The sequence below is a fragment of the Priestia sp. P1_B12_1 genome, assembly GCF_056406695.1.
This window is the reverse complement of the sequence record NZ_JBFTZR010000006.1, coordinates 46,151-61,482: the sequence shown is the minus strand read 5'-3', so window position 1 is coordinate 61,482 and position 15,332 is coordinate 46,151. Positions and strand designations below refer to the sequence as shown.

The following is a 15,332-nucleotide window of genomic DNA, read 5'->3' as shown; positions in this document are numbered from 1 at the left end:
CTCCATAATTGTAAGACAACCTGACCGAATAAATTCACTGCCAAGTGCCATTATGAAACAAGGAATATAAAAAGTAAACTATCTTGCTTAAACCACTTATGCGCTTTGTTAATATAAAGTCTGGACGCGGCGGCGACTCATGTTTGTCTCACTTTAAGTTGTCTGATATACAGACAACTTAGAAAGCATACAACCGCTCACTATAGCGCTTTCAAATGTATTTCAGCAAAATCGACGGCTTTAGGCATTGAAAAGAAGTATGCACATGCTGAACCGATTTTTTCAGCTTTTATTCCTTTTGCTTCAATAAACGCTTCACCTATCTTTTCAAACAGCTCTTCTCGAAACTCTAATTCTTTATACGTCTTCCATACTCGCTTTCCTGCATCCATAACTGGAGATCCTTTTTGAATCACGTTTCGATATGGAATACGATATTCTGCTAGATGAAAAGAAGTATTGTTCCCAAACCCGACACCTAATAATAAAACAAAGGCATGTTTTTTGTAAAGCCTTTCAAGAGGAGAATTTTCGCCTAAACTGAATTCAAGGGAATGATCTTTTAAGATATCTTCGCTGTCCTTCCCCCAAGCGGCGAATGAATACATTGGATGGCTGCTTCTTCTTACGCCAGGGTATGTTCGAAAAGTTTCCACGATTTGTCCCATACCGCTTGTTGGTGTATAAACTGGATCATATGCGGGCATCGTTTCCCGAATAGTTTCCCACCACTCTTTTGGCACAGCCGGATTGCCCCATTCTGATGGATCCGAAAGATCGACCGACTGTGACGGCATCACGATCGTTCCTTCCTCTGTCACTGTCTCCATTAATGCTTGAACAACGGCTACTGAACCTCCGTTTACCCACCCTAATGAAGATAGCGAAGAATGAACCATGATAGTCATCCCTTTTGTTATGCCTAATCTGCGTAAATCTTCTTTTAATGTATCTTTCGTTCTAGGATGATCTGTTGCTTGGACAATGTGCTTCATCGTAAGCTCCTTACTTATGGTGCTGCTAGAATTTGTTGCTGAACTCTAGCAATATATGTAAAACTTATGTTTCCATAATAGTAAGAATAACATCAATTGTCAAATTATTTAAAGTAATAGAAAAACTTAGTTTTATTCATATCAGTTATCATACAACTGACTTGTTGGTAAAGTTTATTTCCTTCAACTATCTTACTATAATAACCGCTACTGAAGCTTTTCAATAAATTAAAAAGAAGAATATTCCTATAAATAAAAGAAATACTAATAAAGCTATACATATTTACCTATCACTATTTTCAGGAGGAATGTGTACAATGAGCACATCAAAACTTCCGCCGCTCACGTCCTCGGAGCTTGCTAACTTATGGATGACTTATCAGGAAAAAACGATGATTTTGAGGTTTTTAGAATATTGTCTTGAAGGTAAAGAAGATCATAAAGAGCTTTTTGAGCTGTATTATAGCGACTCATTAAATATTACGGAGCGAATCAAAGAAATTTTAGAGCACGAAGGTGCAGTTATTCCTTTAGGCTTTACTAAACATGATGTAAATCTAGGAGTGCCGAAACTGTTCGACCCTATGTTTGAAGTCATGTACGTACGCTTAATGGCTCAAATTGAGACTGGACTGTTCGCTTTGCATTCAACGATGTCCTACCGGGAAGATATCAGAAGTTTTTTCGTAAACGCAACAGCAGAAGCGCAGCAAATATACAATCAGTCTACTCAGATATTATTAGAAACCGGCGTCATTGCAAAGCCTCCTTACGTTTCAATGCCAAAAGAAGTTCGGTTTGTCCACGAGCAAAATTATATCGGAGGATTAAGCTGGCTTAGTGAAAAAAGATCACTTAATACAATTGAAGTGTCTCTTATCCAACATGCGGTTGATACAAATCTTGTAGGAATGCAGCTGATGATTGGCTTTGCTCAGGCAGCTAGCAACAAAGAGGCACAGCAGCATTTTGTCAACGGAATGAAGCTTTCAAAAAAAATTGAAACAGAACTAGGAGATATTTTACGTCATAGCTATATAGAGCCTCCTGCTACGCATGCAGGAAAAGCGACAAGCTCAACGATCTCCCCTTTTTCAGATAAATTAATGATGTATAACACGAGTCTTCTGAGCACCTTCGGTCTAGGAAGCAATGCTTTAGGAGGCGCTTTTAGTTTACGAAGTGATTTGCCACTAAAGATGCTGCAGCTGGCTAAAGATATTTATTTCTTTGCGAAAGAAGGCGGTAAAGTCATGATTCAAAACGGATGGCTTGAAGAGCCTCCTCAAATTGAAGATCGCAATCAGTTAACTAAAAAATAGGTTCTTTCCTACAGGAAAGCTAGCTGCTCTACGTGCAGCTAGCTCTATTTGTTTTTTTAGTATACTGTTTTTAGTGCTAGTACGTAACAACTGTTTGTGTTATTTAGAAGTTGTTCCTGCCTTTTTCTTAGTCGTTTAGCTCATATTTCTACTTAATTTATAACAGAAAAATAAAATAAAAGGTATTTTCTCTGAGCTGACGAAATTTTTCTATATAAATTTTTATATAAAATAGAAAGGAGAAAAGTATGTTTCCTATTCTTCGTACACCTCGCACTACACTGCGTGAAATAACAGAAGTCGATGCAGATACTATTTTTGACTGCTTCTCTCAGAAAGAAGTTATTAGATATTACGGGCAAGAAAAATTCACAACTATTCAAGAAGCTCTCGTTCTAATCGATATTTTTGCTGAAAATTACAGAAATCAAAAAGGCATGCGCTGGGGAATTGAACGGCTCGATACGAAGGAATTAATCGGGACAGTTGGATTTAATCAGTGGAACCAAAAGCATAAGCGTGCGGAAATTGGCTATGAGCTACACCCTCAGCACTGGGGTCATGGCTATGCTTCAGAAGCTGCTTCGGCTGTTATGGCGTATGGGTTTGATACCCTTCAGCTAGTGCGGATTGGAGCTGTTGTGTTTCTTGAAAACAAAGCATCACAGCATGTGCTTGAAAAGCTTGGGTTTCAAAAAGAAGGAGTGTTAAAAAACTATATGTATCAAAACGGAAAAACTCACGATACGTTTGTTTATAGTTCACTGCCTACTACATAATAAAAAAGGATTCTTTTCTTAAAAAGAATCCTTTTTCGTTTTATTTAAATGCCGCATACCCATCATCAGCCATGATGACGCTGCCGTTTACAGCTCCCGCTTCTTCTAAGGAAAGCAAATGAACCATATTTGCAATTTGTTGTGGTGCAGTGAGCTCTCTGCTCATCGTTTTCGCTTTCATTCCTTCAATCATACCGTTATCTTTATAGCCTTGAATAATGGGCGTATCAACAAATCCTGGTGCAATGGCGACGACGCGAATACCATATTTAGCTAAATCTAGCGCAGCTGATTTTGTCATCATCACAACAGCTCCTTTTGTTGCGTGATAAGCATACGTTCCGGGTGAGGCTAAAAAGCTAAAAATAGATGCCGTATTGATAATGACGCCTTTAATACCTAACTCTCTCATTTTCCTGCCCGCTGCCATAATCCCATATGTAACGCCGTGCTGATTCACATTAATAATACGGTGATATTCTTCTAAGTCTTGATCTAAAATAGATGTAGGGCGTCCAATACCTGCATTGTTAAACATAACATCAATTCGCCCGAAGCGGTTCACAGTTTCCTCAATCAGTGCTTCCACTTCTTCAAACTTTGTGACGTCCGTTTGCACAAATAAAGCGCTCCCTCCAGCTTCTTCAATTTTTTGAAGAGTCTCTTTTCCTTTCTCTTCATCATAATCAGCAATGACCACCGCGTCTCCTTTTTGCGCAAACTTTAAGGCAGTTTCTTTGCCAATTCCGCTTGCTCCCCCTGTAATAACCGCTACTCGTTTTTGCTGCATGTTTCTCCCTCCTTGGAAAAAATTAGTCCCTTTTATATTATAGCATTCTTTTTTTCTACTAACCTTTTCTATTAAGCGCTTTATTGTTAGAAAAACAGTTAATTTAGGCGTAGTTGAATGCCTTTTTTAATAAAAATCAGCGCGTGTACAAGCAGTCTGTCATTTTTTGCATTTACTATAGTGTAAGGAGGTGATGGCTATGCATGAACACACAGGTAATGTATCTATTCCCCGTCCTCCGGATGTGGTGACAATTCTTTGGGAGCGAAACCCTTTGGATAGACAAGCTCCTCGTACTGTCGTAGAAGCAACAGTAATCGGCAGCGCAAATCCTTGCGGACGCTTGTTAGCTCAAGGTCAGCGCTACCGCACTGCAGCTCATTGTTTACTTGACAACGGCTTTGAACAAATTACTGCTGAAAGATTAGGCGTATTTGGAGTAGCTGTATTTGTTAGAGAATATTAAAATAGAAAAAGGGACTTTTCTGTAAGTTAGAAAAGTCCCTTTATACATATTACGCGTGGAAATTCGTGCCGTCTGTTACAGCTTCAATTACTCCAGCGCGGATGACAAAGTCACCAAAGTGCTCGCCTTCTTCTCTCTCTTTTGCATAGCGAGGAAGTAAGACGCGCAGCTCATTTAAAATTTCTTCTTCACTGATATTTTCACGGTACATTTTACTTAAGCGGCTGCCGTCAAATGCTGCTCCAAGATACATGTTGTATTTGCCCGGTGCTTTACCGATAAAAGCAATTTCACCTAAAGCAGGCCGTGCACAGCCGTTAGGACAGCCCGTCATACGAATCGTGATTTCTTTATCGCGAAGACCATTTTCATCTACAATTGCTTCAATTTTCTCAAGAAGAACTGGGAGATAACGCTCAGCTTCTGCCATCGCAAGCCCGCAAGTTGGAAGCGATACGCAAGCTAATGAGCTGCGGCGAAGAGCCGAATAATGCTTGCCGTCAGTTAATCCGTATTGTTCGATAAGATCACTAATTTGTTTTTTCTTTTCAGTTGATACGTTCGCGATAATTAAGTTTTGATTGGCCGTTAAACGAAAATCACCGCTATGAACTTTTGCAATTTCACGAAGACCCGTCATAAGCTTATAGTCTTCAAAGTCAGCAATACGTCCACCTTGAACAAAAAGAGTAAAGTGCCATTTTCCTTTTACACCTTTTTCCCAGCCGTAGCGGTCGCCGTTATGATCAAAGTGATAAGATTTTGCTTCGTCTAAGCTCCAGCCCAGACGATTTTCAAGCTCTTCTTTTACCGTTTCTAATCCCAGACGATCAACCGTGTATTTAAAACGCGCGTTTTTACGTACAGAGCGGTTTCCATAATCACGTTGAATCGTAATGATTTTTTCAGCTACTTCTAGAATTTGATCAGGTCGACAGAACCCAATCACTTTTGCAAGCTGAGGGTAAGTTGCTTTATCTCCGTGCGTCATACCCATACCGCCGCCGATTGCTACGTTAAACCCAACAAGTTTCTCGTCTTCTAAAATAGCAATAAAGCCAAGGTCTTGTGAATACACGTCAATATCATTAGACGGTGGAACAGCTACGCCAATTTTGAACTTTCTTGGCAAATAGAGCGGACCATACATTGGTTCCACTTCTTCTTCCACTTCCGGTGTGCTGATCACTTTCTCTTCATCTAGCCAAAGTTCGTGGTACGCTCTTGTACGAGGTAATAAGTAATCACTTAATTTTTTTGACCATTCAAATACTTCAGCGTGCACTTCTGACTGATAGGGATTCGGATTGCACATTACGTTACGGTTTACATCTCCGCAAGCTGCAATTGTGTCTAATAAAGAAGCATGAATTTCTTGAATCGTTTTCTTCATGTTCCACTTTAAAATTCCGTGCATTTGGAATGCCTGACGAGTCGTCAGCTTTAACGTTCCATTTCCGTATTTTTGTGCTAAATCATCCATCACTAGCCACTGTTCTGGTGTTGAAACACCGCCTGGCGTACGGACGCGCAGCATGAATTGGTAAGCTGGCTCTAGCTTTTGTTTTTGGCGTTCGTTACGAAGATCTCGGTCATCTTGCAAGTAGCTTCCGTGGAACTTCATCAAACGATTATCGTCTTCAGAAATACCTGAGCTGATGCGGTCTAGCATTGTTTCTCCTAATGTACCGCGCAAATAATTACTTTCATCTTTTATGCGCTCAACGTCACTTGGAGGACCTTCGGGCGCTTTTAAAATTTTGTTTACCATGTTGAAAATCTCCTTTCAATCCTCAGTATACATCACGCTGATAACGTTTTTGTTTCTTCATTTCAGCAAGGTAACCTTCCGCCTGTTCACGGCTCATCTTGCCTTCTGTTTCGATAATTTCAACTAGCGTGTTGTGCACGTCGCGTGCCATATTTGTTTTATCTCCGCACACATAAAAAGATGCGCCTTCTTCTAACCATTGGAATAATTCTTTACTATGTTCGAGCATACGGTTTTGTACGTATACTTTTTCTTCTGTATCGCGTGAAAACGCCACGTCCATTTTTGTCAGTACGCCATCTTTTAACCACTTTTGCCATTCTGTTTGGTAAAGGAAGTCTGTTACGAAGTGCTGATCTCCAAAGAACATCCATGACTTGCCTTTTGCCCCTGTTTCTTCACGCTCTTGCATAAATGAGCGGAACGGAGCCACACCTGTACCAGGTCCTACCATAATAATTGGCGTTTCTTGATCTTGAGGCAGCTTAAAGTTTTTATTGCTTTGAAGGTATACAGGAATCGTATCGCCTGGCTGCAAACGTTCTGAACAAAGGACTGAACAAACACCTTTGCGCTCGCGTCCATGCGCTTCGTAGCGTACCGCTCCGATTGTTAGATGAACTTCATCAGGGTTTGCTGATAAGCTGCTTGCAATCGAGTAAAGGCGCGCTGGCATTTTACGTAAAATGGCTACAAACTCTTGTGCCGATACGTTCCATGGGCCGAAGTCACGAACTAAGTCAATCACATCACGGCCTTGTGTGTATGCTTTTAATTCCTCGCGATTTTCTACAAGCGCTTTTAACTTATCGTTTCCAGTAAGCTCAGCTGCTTGCTTTAAAAGCGGTTTTGTTAAAACGGTAATTTCAAAATTAGAGGTTAGCGCTTCTCTAAGAGGACGCGTTTCTCCTTCTTTATTCACCGTTACACTTTCACTTGCATCCCACTTGAATTCGTTAAGAAGAAGATCAACAAGCTCCGGGTCATTTTCAGGATAAATACCTAAACTGTCTCCTGGTTCATACGTCAAACCTGAACCTTCTAGAGATAGTTCTAAGTGTCGCGTTTCTTTATTTGATCCGCGGCCGTTTAAGTTTAAGTTCTCAAGCACTTCTGCTTTAAAAGGATTTGTTCTTGAATATGGTGAAGTTCCTGCAGGAGCTTCCGCTGGAACAGTCGCCGAAGCGCTGTGTCCTTTCGCTTCGCTTAATCCGTCAATAACACCTTTAAGCCATTTATTCGCGGGCTCTTCAAAATCTAAGTCACAGTCAACGCGCGGATACAGTCTTTCACCGCCAAGTTCTGCTAAGCGCACATCAAATTCTTTTCCTGTTTGACAGAAAAATTCGTATGAGCTGTCTCCAAGCGACAAGACAGAGAAGCGGAAGTTCTCAAGTTTTGGCGCTCGACGGCCGTGAAGAAATTCATGGAAAGATAGCGCATTATCAGGCGGCTCTCCTTCTCCATGTGTACTTACGACAATTAATAAATTTTCAAGTTTCTTTAAATTATTTGGTTTGAAATCATTCATAGAAGATACAGTTACATTAAAACCTTTTGCTTCAAGCGTTTTGCCTGTATTTTCAGCAAGTCCTTGAGCATTTCCTGTTTGTGATCCGTAAAGAATCGTTACGTCTTTTGAAACTGTCTGCTTCGTTTGAGCAGGCGCTGCTGTAGAAACGTCTGGCGTTCCTTCGGCAGACGTAGATTGAGATGCTGTTAAATAACCGCTCAACCACATTTTTTGTGCTTCTGTTAATGTCGGCAGAAGGCGATTAAGCAAATCTGCTTGTTCTTGATTAAAAGGGCTGTTTACTACCTTAAGTTGCAACACTGTCCACCTCACAAAAATATATAATTTAAATATGTATGCTTTTACGAATCATCTTCAACATAATACCTGTGTCTAATTAATCAATGATGTTTCCCTTCATACATTATTATTCCTATAGATTATATCAAATTTAATTATATAAATCATTAGAAAATTCTTATCAAATTCGTCTACCTGCATTTTATCGGAGAAGAATAAATTAGTAAAATACATATAATTGATAATTAGTATTAAGATCATTAATAATTGAAGCTGTATTTACGTTTTTTATAAACGCAGTTACTTCTATATTTGTTCATTCTACATCCTTCACGTGAATATGAATATTTTGTAATTTTTAGAGAAGTTTTGTAGAAACGGTTTTCTTTCTCATCAGAATGTTACATAATAAATGTAACATTAATCCTTTTAAAAAACACTATACGGAAAAGACAGTATATTCTGAAATTTAGGACAGTTTATAGGTGAGCTAGCAACCTTTTATTCCATCTATTCATACACGTTGAAGAATATAAAGGGAAGCTTGCAGTACATACAATTCCCTTTTGCTCATCTCAAATGAAAGGACTGGCTTTTAAATCAGGTAATCTTTTTTAAGGAGGCTTCTTGAATGTTTTTACGAGAATTAACGAAAAGTGGGACGATAACTGTTTCTTACTATAAAAATGGAACGCTGCAAACGTGCAAAGGCCGCGTGCACAACTTAAATCTCCATCAGCAAATTCTATCCGTAAAAGACGAAAATGAAGCCGTTGTTTCCCTTTTGCTTTCTGATATTAAATCCATTCATTAGTACGTAAAATTAAGGAGGAATTACCATGTGGAAAGATAATAAGCAAGCGCTTACAGATTTTGTGTCAGAAGATAGGTTTGAACTGAACTTATATTTAACGTATTTGCTTGATCAAATTTCGTATGACACGTCTAAACAATCCCCTTTTCTTCGTAAGCCTAATGAAACCACTAGCTAATATAGAAAAAAGCGCACAAATTTGTGCGCTTTTTTTAATGTGATGGCTCTACTTCAGCAATGCCTTCTTCTGGTTTTTCTTCGGCTTTTTTATTTGAAAGCTTGATCTGCCTTAAGAACAATGTGCATACCGCTCCTAAAATAATAAAAGCTAAGCCCATGAAAAAGACGCTGTGCAATGCGCTCATTAGCGAGGTCTTCAAAATTGGCACAATGCTGTCTGAAAGCGCAGCTGGAATACTCTTTAGTGCCTCAGGGCTAAACAGCATCTGCAGCACACTTTCAGGATTCGTATCAATCGCTTTTTTAAACCCGTCTGCAAAAGCACTTGCTTGAGCAGGCAATGTGTTTAAATATGGAACGAGTTTGTCACTAAGAAGCGTACCTGATTTTGCATTCATTACCGCTCCTAAGATCGTAATACCGAACGTTCCTCCAATTGAACGGAAAAATTGACTTGATGATGTAACCACACCGAGCTCTTCTTTTGAAAAGCTCTCTTGAAGAGCAAGTGTTAAAATTGGCATTACAAGACCCATTCCTAAACCGATTATGGCCATATAAGAAGTGGCAACAAGTTTGCTAGTATGAAGGTCTAATGTTGTTAACAAGAAGAACCCTCCTGCCATAATGAGCATACCCGTAACAATTTGAGGCTTGATTCCAACTTTATAAACAAGCTGCCCTCCAATAATACTTGTCACAATCATTGAAATCATCATCGGTGTCATAATGGTACCGGATTCCGAGGCGCTGACTCCAACGATTCCTTGCATAAAGAACGGAACAAACGTAATGGCTCCGAACATGCCGATGCTCATAAAAAAGCCAATGATATTTAACAGCGTAAACGTTCGGTTCTTAAATAAATACATCGGAAGAATCGGCTCTTTCGCTTTCTTTTCCACAATAATAAAGCTTATGATCCCAACAACAGCCAGTGTAAATAGACTAACAATTTGCCAAGAGTTCCAGTCGTAGTCTTTTCCTCCAAAGCTCAGGGCCAAAAGCAAGCTCACTACTCCGATAACCATTGTGAACATACCGGCTACATCGAATTTCACAGGTCCCGTATGTTTCTTTCCTTGAAGTCCCAGGGCAATAAAAACGGTAGCGAGTATACCTACCGGCAAGTTGATGTAAAACACCCATTTCCAGTTCAGTGAATCAACAATCCATCCGCCAATTTGTGGACCGATGACAGAAGCAAGACCGTAAATTCCTCCGAATACTCCTTGAAACTTTGCTCGTGCTTTTCCTGTAAATAAATCACCGATTACAATCATTGCCATCGGCATCATAACGCCGCCGCCAATTCCTTGTAATGCACGGAATAAAATAAGCTCTGTCATGTTATTTGCCATTCCACATAGAGCAGAAGCAACCATAAAAATAATAAGTCCTGTAACATAAATTACTCTGCGTCCTACTAAATCAGCGAGCTTTCCTGCAATCGGAACAACTGTTGTCGACGTTAACAAATAGGCTGTTGTCAGCCATGTCATCATGCTTAAACCACCAAGATCTCCTACGATTCTTGGCATAGCTGTTCCGACAATGGTTCCATCAAGTGCAGAAAAGAACATCGCAATAATTAACCCAATTAATAAAAGCGTGCGCTTTGAATTTTTTTGATTTTCCATCGTGTGTCTCTCCTCTTTTTTGTTACTGCTGCTTATCTTTATAAGAAGCAGCTGATGTTGCAAGCTTTTTCGTAATAGAAGCCATCATGGAAAGCTCTTCTTCTGTTAGATGCAAAAGATAGCGGTCCATAATGGCTTTTCGACCATTCAGCACATCTTCAAGCTTGCGATGCCCAAATTCTGTTAAGGTAATATCAACGACTCGTCTGTCCTCTTTATTATGTTCTCTTACAACAAAATTGTGCTGTTCGAGACGATCTACTAAAAGAGTCACGGCGCTCGGTTTTACATCCATTAGTTCTGCAATTTGAGAAACCTTACTGCTCCCTACTTTCTTTAAATAAGAAAGAACAAATAATTGCGTAGGAGTCATCTCATGCTCATTTAAACTCTCCATCATTTCGGGCTGCATTTTTTCAAATAGCACTTGAAGCGATGAACGAATCTCTCCAAGATACTGATTGCTTTTTGTCACATCTATTCCTCCAGGCTTGCTTATTTATTTCATGTTATAAATAGTTAATGCTAATTAAATATAAATGCATATAAACTAAAAGTCAATTATTTCTTTTTTAGTATTGACCCTTACGCTGCGTTATATTTTATAGTAGATTTCAGAAGGGAGATGAAAGAATGAACAGAAAAGTAAAAGAAGTTGCTGACTTAGTAGGAATCAGCGTCCGCACGCTGCATCACTATGATGAAATCGGGCTATTAAAACCTGATGCCGTTAGTGAATCCGGTTACCGGCTTTATTCACCGGCTAATCTCGATATGCTTCAGCAAATATTATTTTTTAAAGAACTTGGCTTCCCTTTAAAACAAATTCACGAGATTATAGCAGACCCGACGTTTAATCGCACAGAAGCGTTGATACTGCAAAAAAACATGCTGATTGAAAAACGCAGTCGGCTCGATCAAATGATCGTAACCATTAATAAAACGATTCAATATGAAGAAGGAGCGATTGAAATGAACGAAAAAGAGCGGTTTAAAGGACTGGATTTTTCGCATAACCCATACGAAGAAGAAGCACGGAAGCGCTGGGGAAACCAGCGGGTAGATGAAGCAAATGAAAAAGTACAAAGCTTCTCACAAGAAGAACAGCAGCACATGTCAAACGAATGGGAAAGTATCTACACTCACTTAGCTTCGCTTCGTGATCTGTCACCATCCTCTACAGAAGCTCAAAAAGCTATTGCGACATGGTATCAATTTTTAAATGAGAACTTTGGAACGTATTCATTAGAAGCCTTTAAAGGTCTTGGAGAAATGTATGTGCAAGATGAGCGATTTACAACTACCATTGACAGCTATGGAAAAGGATTAGCCAAATTTATGAACGAGGCGATGAGTGTATTTGCAGACGCTAAAAATAATAAACCAAAAGACTGAGATATAACTACATCAATGCAATCTAAAGACGAACAATTAGCATATATGATCTGAACTGCTCGTTCCGCCGCTGTTGATTTCCGTCCAAGGCTTCGCGTTCCGCGGGCGCCGCTGAGCCTCCAAAACCGCTAAAAGCACTACCTATATGAAGCCTATGTTCATCACCACAATGAAAAAATCCGAACGATTCATCGTTCGGATTTTCATTCACTTAATATACTTTTGTTCCAGCCTCTTTTTATAAATGAAGACCCATAAGCATTGTATTATAGTACACGCCATTTATATAGGTGTCTTTTTCTTTTAATCCTTCTGTTTGAAACCCTAGCTCCCTGTATAAAGAAATAGCTCTTTTGTTATCTTCTCGCGTCACAAGTTCGATTTTTTTTGTTTGTTTATTCGTACGTGCCCATTCAATCAGCTCAATCATTAGCTGTCTGCCTAACCCTAGCCCGCTATAAGATTTCTCTACTACAATACCGAGGGTTCCCACATGCTTATTACGCGGGTTTTGAGACGAGGTGATGGATGCAATACTAATGATTTTCTCTTCTTTTTCAGCCACAACTATAAGAGCATTTTGCTCTTGTTTTACAGAAGCTAAAAACACTTCATACTCTGAAACTGGTCTAAGAAACTCCCCTTCTCCAAATGACAGAAAATCACTTTCTCCTCCCACTCGATTGTAAAAAGCAATCATTTTCTCTGCGTCTTTTGATTCTGCTTCTCGAAGGGTGACCCCTATACCATTCTTTAATATACGTAAACTCATATACCTATCTTCCTTTTAGTTATTCTTGTTTGCTTAGCCGAGTTTTAGCGCTGTTTTTCTCTCCACTGATCTAACCACATGCGATTTCCTAAAGCTGTAAAATCATTTTCATCGGCGTAGCGTTCAATGACGGAAAGCGCGTTGTCCTCAAGCATTGGTGAATAGCTCATGATTTCTAAAATATGATGTGCAGCCCATAAATCAATTCGATAAGTAGGATTCGTCAGCAGTGTTGCAAATTCAAACAGCATGCCTGGATAATATAAATGAATGAGCTGCGCAATTTTTTTCATATCTTCTGCAGCTCGATTGCCTTTTTTTACAGATTTTTTATCTCGATAATCGATTTCATAATGAATTTTGGCGCTTTTTTGATAAAGATCAACTAGCGTTTCATACGTACGGTGTTTCCGCATTTCTCATCTTCCTTTGCTTCTAGATTTCCTCGTTTGAAGATGCTATAGTTCATTTTTAGGTTTCATATATTCAAATAAATGCAGCAAAAATATGATACTTCCGCCAATGCACATCACAAAACTTAACGTAGCAGGATACTGAATAAAGAAACCGACAACACCAAAAATCAGCATAGCAAGCGCTCCTATCATCATAAACAGATGATAAGCCGGTGTATTTTCTTCATTATTCATACATAACTCCTTTTCACTATTTTTTAAGTTATTAAAAAGATATGACACTTCTTTTGGACTATGATCTTTTATTTTGCTGCCGCTTTATTTGTTTAGCTTAGCACGAAGTAACGTGAGAAGGCCTCCTCCAAACATGACGCCACCCACAATTTGATACAGGTGTATGTAGCTTTTTACCGTTTCAAGATACAGATCCGTGTCTACATTCCCTTTACTTTCTAGCCATCTTTGGCCCATGGCCTGACCCGTTGCAACGCTTTTTAACAAAACGACCAGGCCTCCGAGCATGACAACGGCTGCGATCATAAGCTGTACCTTTTCTTTGTCATCTAGCATTTTTTTGAATTCGTCCGCCATCTATCTCTCTCCCATCCTTACCTTGTTATGTATCTACTTGTTTGTAATCATGCTGTTTTTTCTCTATTATAACGCTTAACTTGGTCATTATAACACGGTTTTGCACTGCCTTTAGTCTTACTTTTCATAAATGAAGCCATCTTGGGTGATACTATTTTTGAAACACAGGCGTCTTTAACATCCCTTCATTATTTTTGAAGGGTTACTAATTGAGGTTGATACATGCTTATATTTTTAGGGATTTTTTTACTTTGTGCAGCTGTTTGTTTAGTAGAAATACCTTATTTAAAAAAAGTGAACAGTAAAAAAGAAAAGCAAATTTTTTGGAGTTTGTTCATAGTAAGTATTTTAATTGTTAGTTTAAAATACGGCGGTGTGGAGATCCCTAACCCCGGAGACGGCATTGCTTTTTTATTAAAACCTTTTAGTGATTTTTTGTTCAGTCTGTTGAAGTAAAAGGAAGTGAACAACGTGCACAGTCAGATGAAATTATCCGCAGCACAGTTTCGAATACTCGTCATTTTTTATAGTTTAGGCGACACTATTTTAGTCGTGCCTGGAAGCTTAACGGCTGATTCAAAGCAAGAGGCATGGATTCCAGCTATTTTAGGCGTGTGTGTAGGCGTTTTTCTTGTATGGATGTATATCAAACTTTCTAGCCTTTATCCGAATAAAACCCTTATAGAACTAAACGAAGCCATTTTAGGCAAGTGGCTAGGAAAGTTTGTCTCTCTTTTATTTGTCGCTTCTACTCTTCTTTTTTGCAGTCAAGTTTTGTTTTACGTGGGCTCGTTTCTAACAACTCGGATTATTATTCAAACGCCTATGCTTGCTGTTCATATTTTGTTTATGGGAATTGTGATTGTCGGCGTTCGGCTTGGCATTGAAACGATTGCCCGCTGTGCTGAAATTCTCTTTCCTTGGTTTGTTATTCCGTTCTTAATCTTAGTTTTTTCGATTTTCCCTCAAATTCATTATGAGAATTTGCAGCCTTTATTAGAGGTAGGCGTTAAGCCTATTATCAGATCTATTCTGGTATTTACAAGTATTACATCTCTCACTTTTATTGTATTGCTAACCGTTTTCCCTGCTCACGTAGCGGAACCAGCACAGCGAAACCGCGCTTTTTTTACGGGAAGCTTAATCGGCGGAGGCATTATGATTATTATCTTACTGCTTGGCATTCTTGTACTTGGAAATACGTATACACGTATTGCTTTATATCCAAGCTATGAGCTTGCAAGACGGATCGAAGTTGCGGATTTTCTAAAAAACATTGAAGTAATTATGGCTATTATGTGGTTTTTATCTCTTTATTTTAAAACGTCTCTCTACTATTATGCGACCGTTTCTGGACTCGCTCAAATTCTTGAATTAAAAAACTACCGAATTTTAACTCTTCCGCTAGGCATTATTGCCGTTACATTTTCACTTATCGTGTATCCAAGCATTCCATATGAACAAACGTGGGACAGAGATACGTGGATCCCGTACAGTCTGCTATTTGGGCTGTTTTACCCTCTTGGATTATTAATAGTTGGGAAAATTCGCATAAAGCATTCTGCGTCTTTATCCAAATAAAAAAGCC

Annotated in this window: 18 protein-coding genes; 8 read left to right on the top strand and 10 right to left on the bottom strand. The window is 39.1% G+C overall.

Annotated elements, in window-relative coordinates; genetic code table 11:
- Nucleotides 1–200 precede the first annotated feature (200 nt).
- Nucleotides 201–995, bottom strand: a complete 795-nt coding sequence (locus AC1D0Y_RS19420; RefSeq protein WP_028409198.1) for an AAC(3) family N-acetyltransferase — start codon at nucleotides 993–995, stop codon at nucleotides 201–203.
- A 317-nt stretch (nucleotides 996–1,312) separates the two neighbouring features.
- On the opposite strand from AC1D0Y_RS19420, the gene AC1D0Y_RS19415 reads away from it, so the two are divergent.
- Nucleotides 1,313–2,317 carry a DUF3231 family protein gene (locus AC1D0Y_RS19415; protein WP_060746335.1) on the top strand — a complete coding sequence of 335 codons (1,005 nt, stop codon included), beginning with the start codon at nucleotides 1,313–1,315 and terminating at the stop codon, nucleotides 2,315–2,317.
- Nucleotides 2,318–2,565: 248 nt separating this feature from the next.
- Nucleotides 2,566–3,096: a GNAT family N-acetyltransferase gene (locus AC1D0Y_RS19410; protein ID WP_060746336.1), complete on the top strand. Its 531-nt coding sequence runs from the start codon at nucleotides 2,566–2,568 to the stop codon at nucleotides 3,094–3,096.
- A gap of 40 nt (nucleotides 3,097–3,136) precedes the next feature.
- Here AC1D0Y_RS19410 and AC1D0Y_RS19405 read toward each other — a convergent pair whose 3' ends face one another.
- Nucleotides 3,137–3,886: an SDR family NAD(P)-dependent oxidoreductase gene (locus tag AC1D0Y_RS19405; protein WP_060746337.1), complete on the bottom strand. Its 750-nt coding sequence runs from the start codon at nucleotides 3,884–3,886 to the stop codon at nucleotides 3,137–3,139.
- Between the two features lie 199 nt (nucleotides 3,887–4,085).
- Here AC1D0Y_RS19405 and AC1D0Y_RS19400 point away from each other — a divergent pair, with 199 nt between their 5' ends.
- Nucleotides 4,086–4,352 (top strand): hypothetical protein, encoded by a 267-nt coding sequence (locus AC1D0Y_RS19400; protein ID WP_034650713.1) that lies wholly within the window; start codon nucleotides 4,086–4,088, stop codon nucleotides 4,350–4,352.
- 49 nt (nucleotides 4,353–4,401) lie between these two features.
- Here the strand turns inward: AC1D0Y_RS19400 and cysI are convergent, their stop codons facing one another.
- Together cysI and AC1D0Y_RS19390 are read right to left on the bottom strand one after the other, a co-directional pair.
- Entirely contained in the window at nucleotides 4,402–6,123 is a 1,722-nt protein-coding gene (cysI, locus tag AC1D0Y_RS19395; RefSeq protein WP_016764771.1) for an assimilatory sulfite reductase (NADPH) hemoprotein subunit, read from the bottom strand.
- A 22-nt stretch (nucleotides 6,124–6,145) separates the two neighbouring features.
- Nucleotides 6,146–7,954: an assimilatory sulfite reductase (NADPH) flavoprotein subunit gene (locus AC1D0Y_RS19390; protein WP_028409204.1), complete on the bottom strand. Its 1,809-nt coding sequence runs from the start codon at nucleotides 7,952–7,954 to the stop codon at nucleotides 6,146–6,148.
- A 613-nt stretch (nucleotides 7,955–8,567) separates the two neighbouring features.
- Here AC1D0Y_RS19390 and AC1D0Y_RS19385 point away from each other — a divergent pair.
- Nucleotides 8,568–8,750: a YolD-like family protein gene (locus tag AC1D0Y_RS19385; RefSeq protein WP_028409205.1), complete on the top strand. Its 183-nt coding sequence runs from the start codon at nucleotides 8,568–8,570 to the stop codon at nucleotides 8,748–8,750.
- A gap of 25 nt (nucleotides 8,751–8,775) precedes the next feature.
- Entirely contained in the window at nucleotides 8,776–8,928 is a 153-nt protein-coding gene (locus AC1D0Y_RS19380) for a hypothetical protein (protein WP_013057796.1), read from the top strand.
- A 34-nt stretch (nucleotides 8,929–8,962) separates the two neighbouring features.
- On the opposite strand, the gene AC1D0Y_RS19375 is transcribed toward AC1D0Y_RS19380, so the two are convergent.
- Complete coding sequence (locus AC1D0Y_RS19375; protein WP_028409206.1) at nucleotides 8,963–10,570, bottom strand: MDR family MFS transporter; 1,608 nt, start codon at nucleotides 10,568–10,570, stop codon at nucleotides 8,963–8,965.
- A 22-nt stretch (nucleotides 10,571–10,592) separates the two neighbouring features.
- On the bottom strand, nucleotides 10,593–11,045 hold the full coding sequence (locus AC1D0Y_RS19370) for a MarR family winged helix-turn-helix transcriptional regulator (protein ID WP_013057798.1): 453 nt from the start codon (nucleotides 11,043–11,045) through the stop codon (nucleotides 10,593–10,595).
- Nucleotides 11,046–11,203: 158 nt separating this feature from the next.
- Here AC1D0Y_RS19370 and AC1D0Y_RS19365 point away from each other — a divergent pair, with 158 nt between their 5' ends.
- The gene (locus AC1D0Y_RS19365) at nucleotides 11,204–11,965 is read left to right on the top strand and encodes a MerR family transcriptional regulator (RefSeq protein ID WP_028409208.1); all 762 of its coding nucleotides are present in this window, start codon (nucleotides 11,204–11,206) and stop codon (nucleotides 11,963–11,965) included.
- 238 nt (nucleotides 11,966–12,203) lie between these two features.
- Here AC1D0Y_RS19365 and AC1D0Y_RS19360 read toward each other — a convergent pair whose 3' ends face one another.
- The 4 genes from AC1D0Y_RS19360 to AC1D0Y_RS19345 all read right to left on the bottom strand — a co-directional run bounded on the left by AC1D0Y_RS19360 (nucleotide 12,204) and on the right by AC1D0Y_RS19345 (nucleotide 13,744).
- Nucleotides 12,204–12,737 (bottom strand): GNAT family N-acetyltransferase, encoded by a 534-nt coding sequence (locus AC1D0Y_RS19360; RefSeq protein ID WP_060746339.1) that lies wholly within the window; start codon nucleotides 12,735–12,737, stop codon nucleotides 12,204–12,206.
- 44 nt (nucleotides 12,738–12,781) lie between these two features.
- The gene (locus tag AC1D0Y_RS19355) at nucleotides 12,782–13,153 is read right to left on the bottom strand and encodes a hypothetical protein (protein ID WP_013057801.1); all 372 of its coding nucleotides are present in this window, start codon (nucleotides 13,151–13,153) and stop codon (nucleotides 12,782–12,784) included.
- 42 nt (nucleotides 13,154–13,195) lie between these two features.
- Nucleotides 13,196–13,387, bottom strand: coding sequence for a hypothetical protein (locus AC1D0Y_RS19350; RefSeq protein ID WP_014459359.1), 192 nt, complete (start codon nucleotides 13,385–13,387; stop codon nucleotides 13,196–13,198).
- 84 nt (nucleotides 13,388–13,471) lie between these two features.
- A complete protein-coding gene (locus AC1D0Y_RS19345; protein ID WP_028409211.1) occupies nucleotides 13,472–13,744 on the bottom strand; it encodes a hypothetical protein in 273 nt (90 codons plus the stop codon).
- Between the two features lie 222 nt (nucleotides 13,745–13,966).
- Between AC1D0Y_RS19345 and AC1D0Y_RS19340 the strand changes: the two genes are divergently transcribed.
- On the top strand, nucleotides 13,967–14,200 hold the full coding sequence (locus tag AC1D0Y_RS19340) for a hypothetical protein (RefSeq protein ID WP_028409212.1): 234 nt from the start codon (nucleotides 13,967–13,969) through the stop codon (nucleotides 14,198–14,200).
- Nucleotides 14,201–14,215: 15 nt separating this feature from the next.
- Entirely contained in the window at nucleotides 14,216–15,325 is a 1,110-nt protein-coding gene (locus AC1D0Y_RS19335) for a GerAB/ArcD/ProY family transporter (RefSeq protein ID WP_028409213.1), read from the top strand.
- Nucleotides 15,326–15,332 lie beyond the last annotated feature (7 nt).

Coding starts and splice junctions, on each gene's coding strand:
- AC1D0Y_RS19420 (WP_028409198.1), bottom strand. CDS start 995: ATGAAGCACATTGTCCAAGCAACAGATCATCCTAGAACGAAAGATACA.
- AC1D0Y_RS19375 (WP_028409206.1), bottom strand. CDS start 10,570: ATGGAAAATCAAAAAAATTCAAAGCGCACGCTTTTATTAATTGGGTTA.
- AC1D0Y_RS19345 (WP_028409211.1), bottom strand. CDS start 13,744: ATGGCGGACGAATTCAAAAAAATGCTAGATGACAAAGAAAAGGTACAG.
- AC1D0Y_RS19355 (WP_013057801.1), bottom strand. CDS start 13,153: ATGCGGAAACACCGTACGTATGAAACGCTAGTTGATCTTTATCAAAAA.
- AC1D0Y_RS19410 (WP_060746336.1), top strand. CDS start 2,566: ATGTTTCCTATTCTTCGTACACCTCGCACTACACTGCGTGAAATAACA.
- AC1D0Y_RS19380 (WP_013057796.1), top strand. CDS start 8,776: ATGTGGAAAGATAATAAGCAAGCGCTTACAGATTTTGTGTCAGAAGAT.
- cysI (WP_016764771.1), bottom strand. CDS start 6,123: ATGGTAAACAAAATTTTAAAAGCGCCCGAAGGTCCTCCAAGTGACGTT.
- AC1D0Y_RS19340 (WP_028409212.1), top strand. CDS start 13,967: ATGCTTATATTTTTAGGGATTTTTTTACTTTGTGCAGCTGTTTGTTTA.
- AC1D0Y_RS19360 (WP_060746339.1), bottom strand. CDS start 12,737: ATGAGTTTACGTATATTAAAGAATGGTATAGGGGTCACCCTTCGAGAA.
- AC1D0Y_RS19400 (WP_034650713.1), top strand. CDS start 4,086: ATGCATGAACACACAGGTAATGTATCTATTCCCCGTCCTCCGGATGTG.
- AC1D0Y_RS19405 (WP_060746337.1), bottom strand. CDS start 3,886: ATGCAGCAAAAACGAGTAGCGGTTATTACAGGGGGAGCAAGCGGAATT.
- AC1D0Y_RS19365 (WP_028409208.1), top strand. CDS start 11,204: ATGAACAGAAAAGTAAAAGAAGTTGCTGACTTAGTAGGAATCAGCGTC.
- AC1D0Y_RS19415 (WP_060746335.1), top strand. CDS start 1,313: ATGAGCACATCAAAACTTCCGCCGCTCACGTCCTCGGAGCTTGCTAAC.
- AC1D0Y_RS19350 (WP_014459359.1), bottom strand. CDS start 13,387: ATGAATAATGAAGAAAATACACCGGCTTATCATCTGTTTATGATGATA.
- AC1D0Y_RS19385 (WP_028409205.1), top strand. CDS start 8,568: ATGTTTTTACGAGAATTAACGAAAAGTGGGACGATAACTGTTTCTTAC.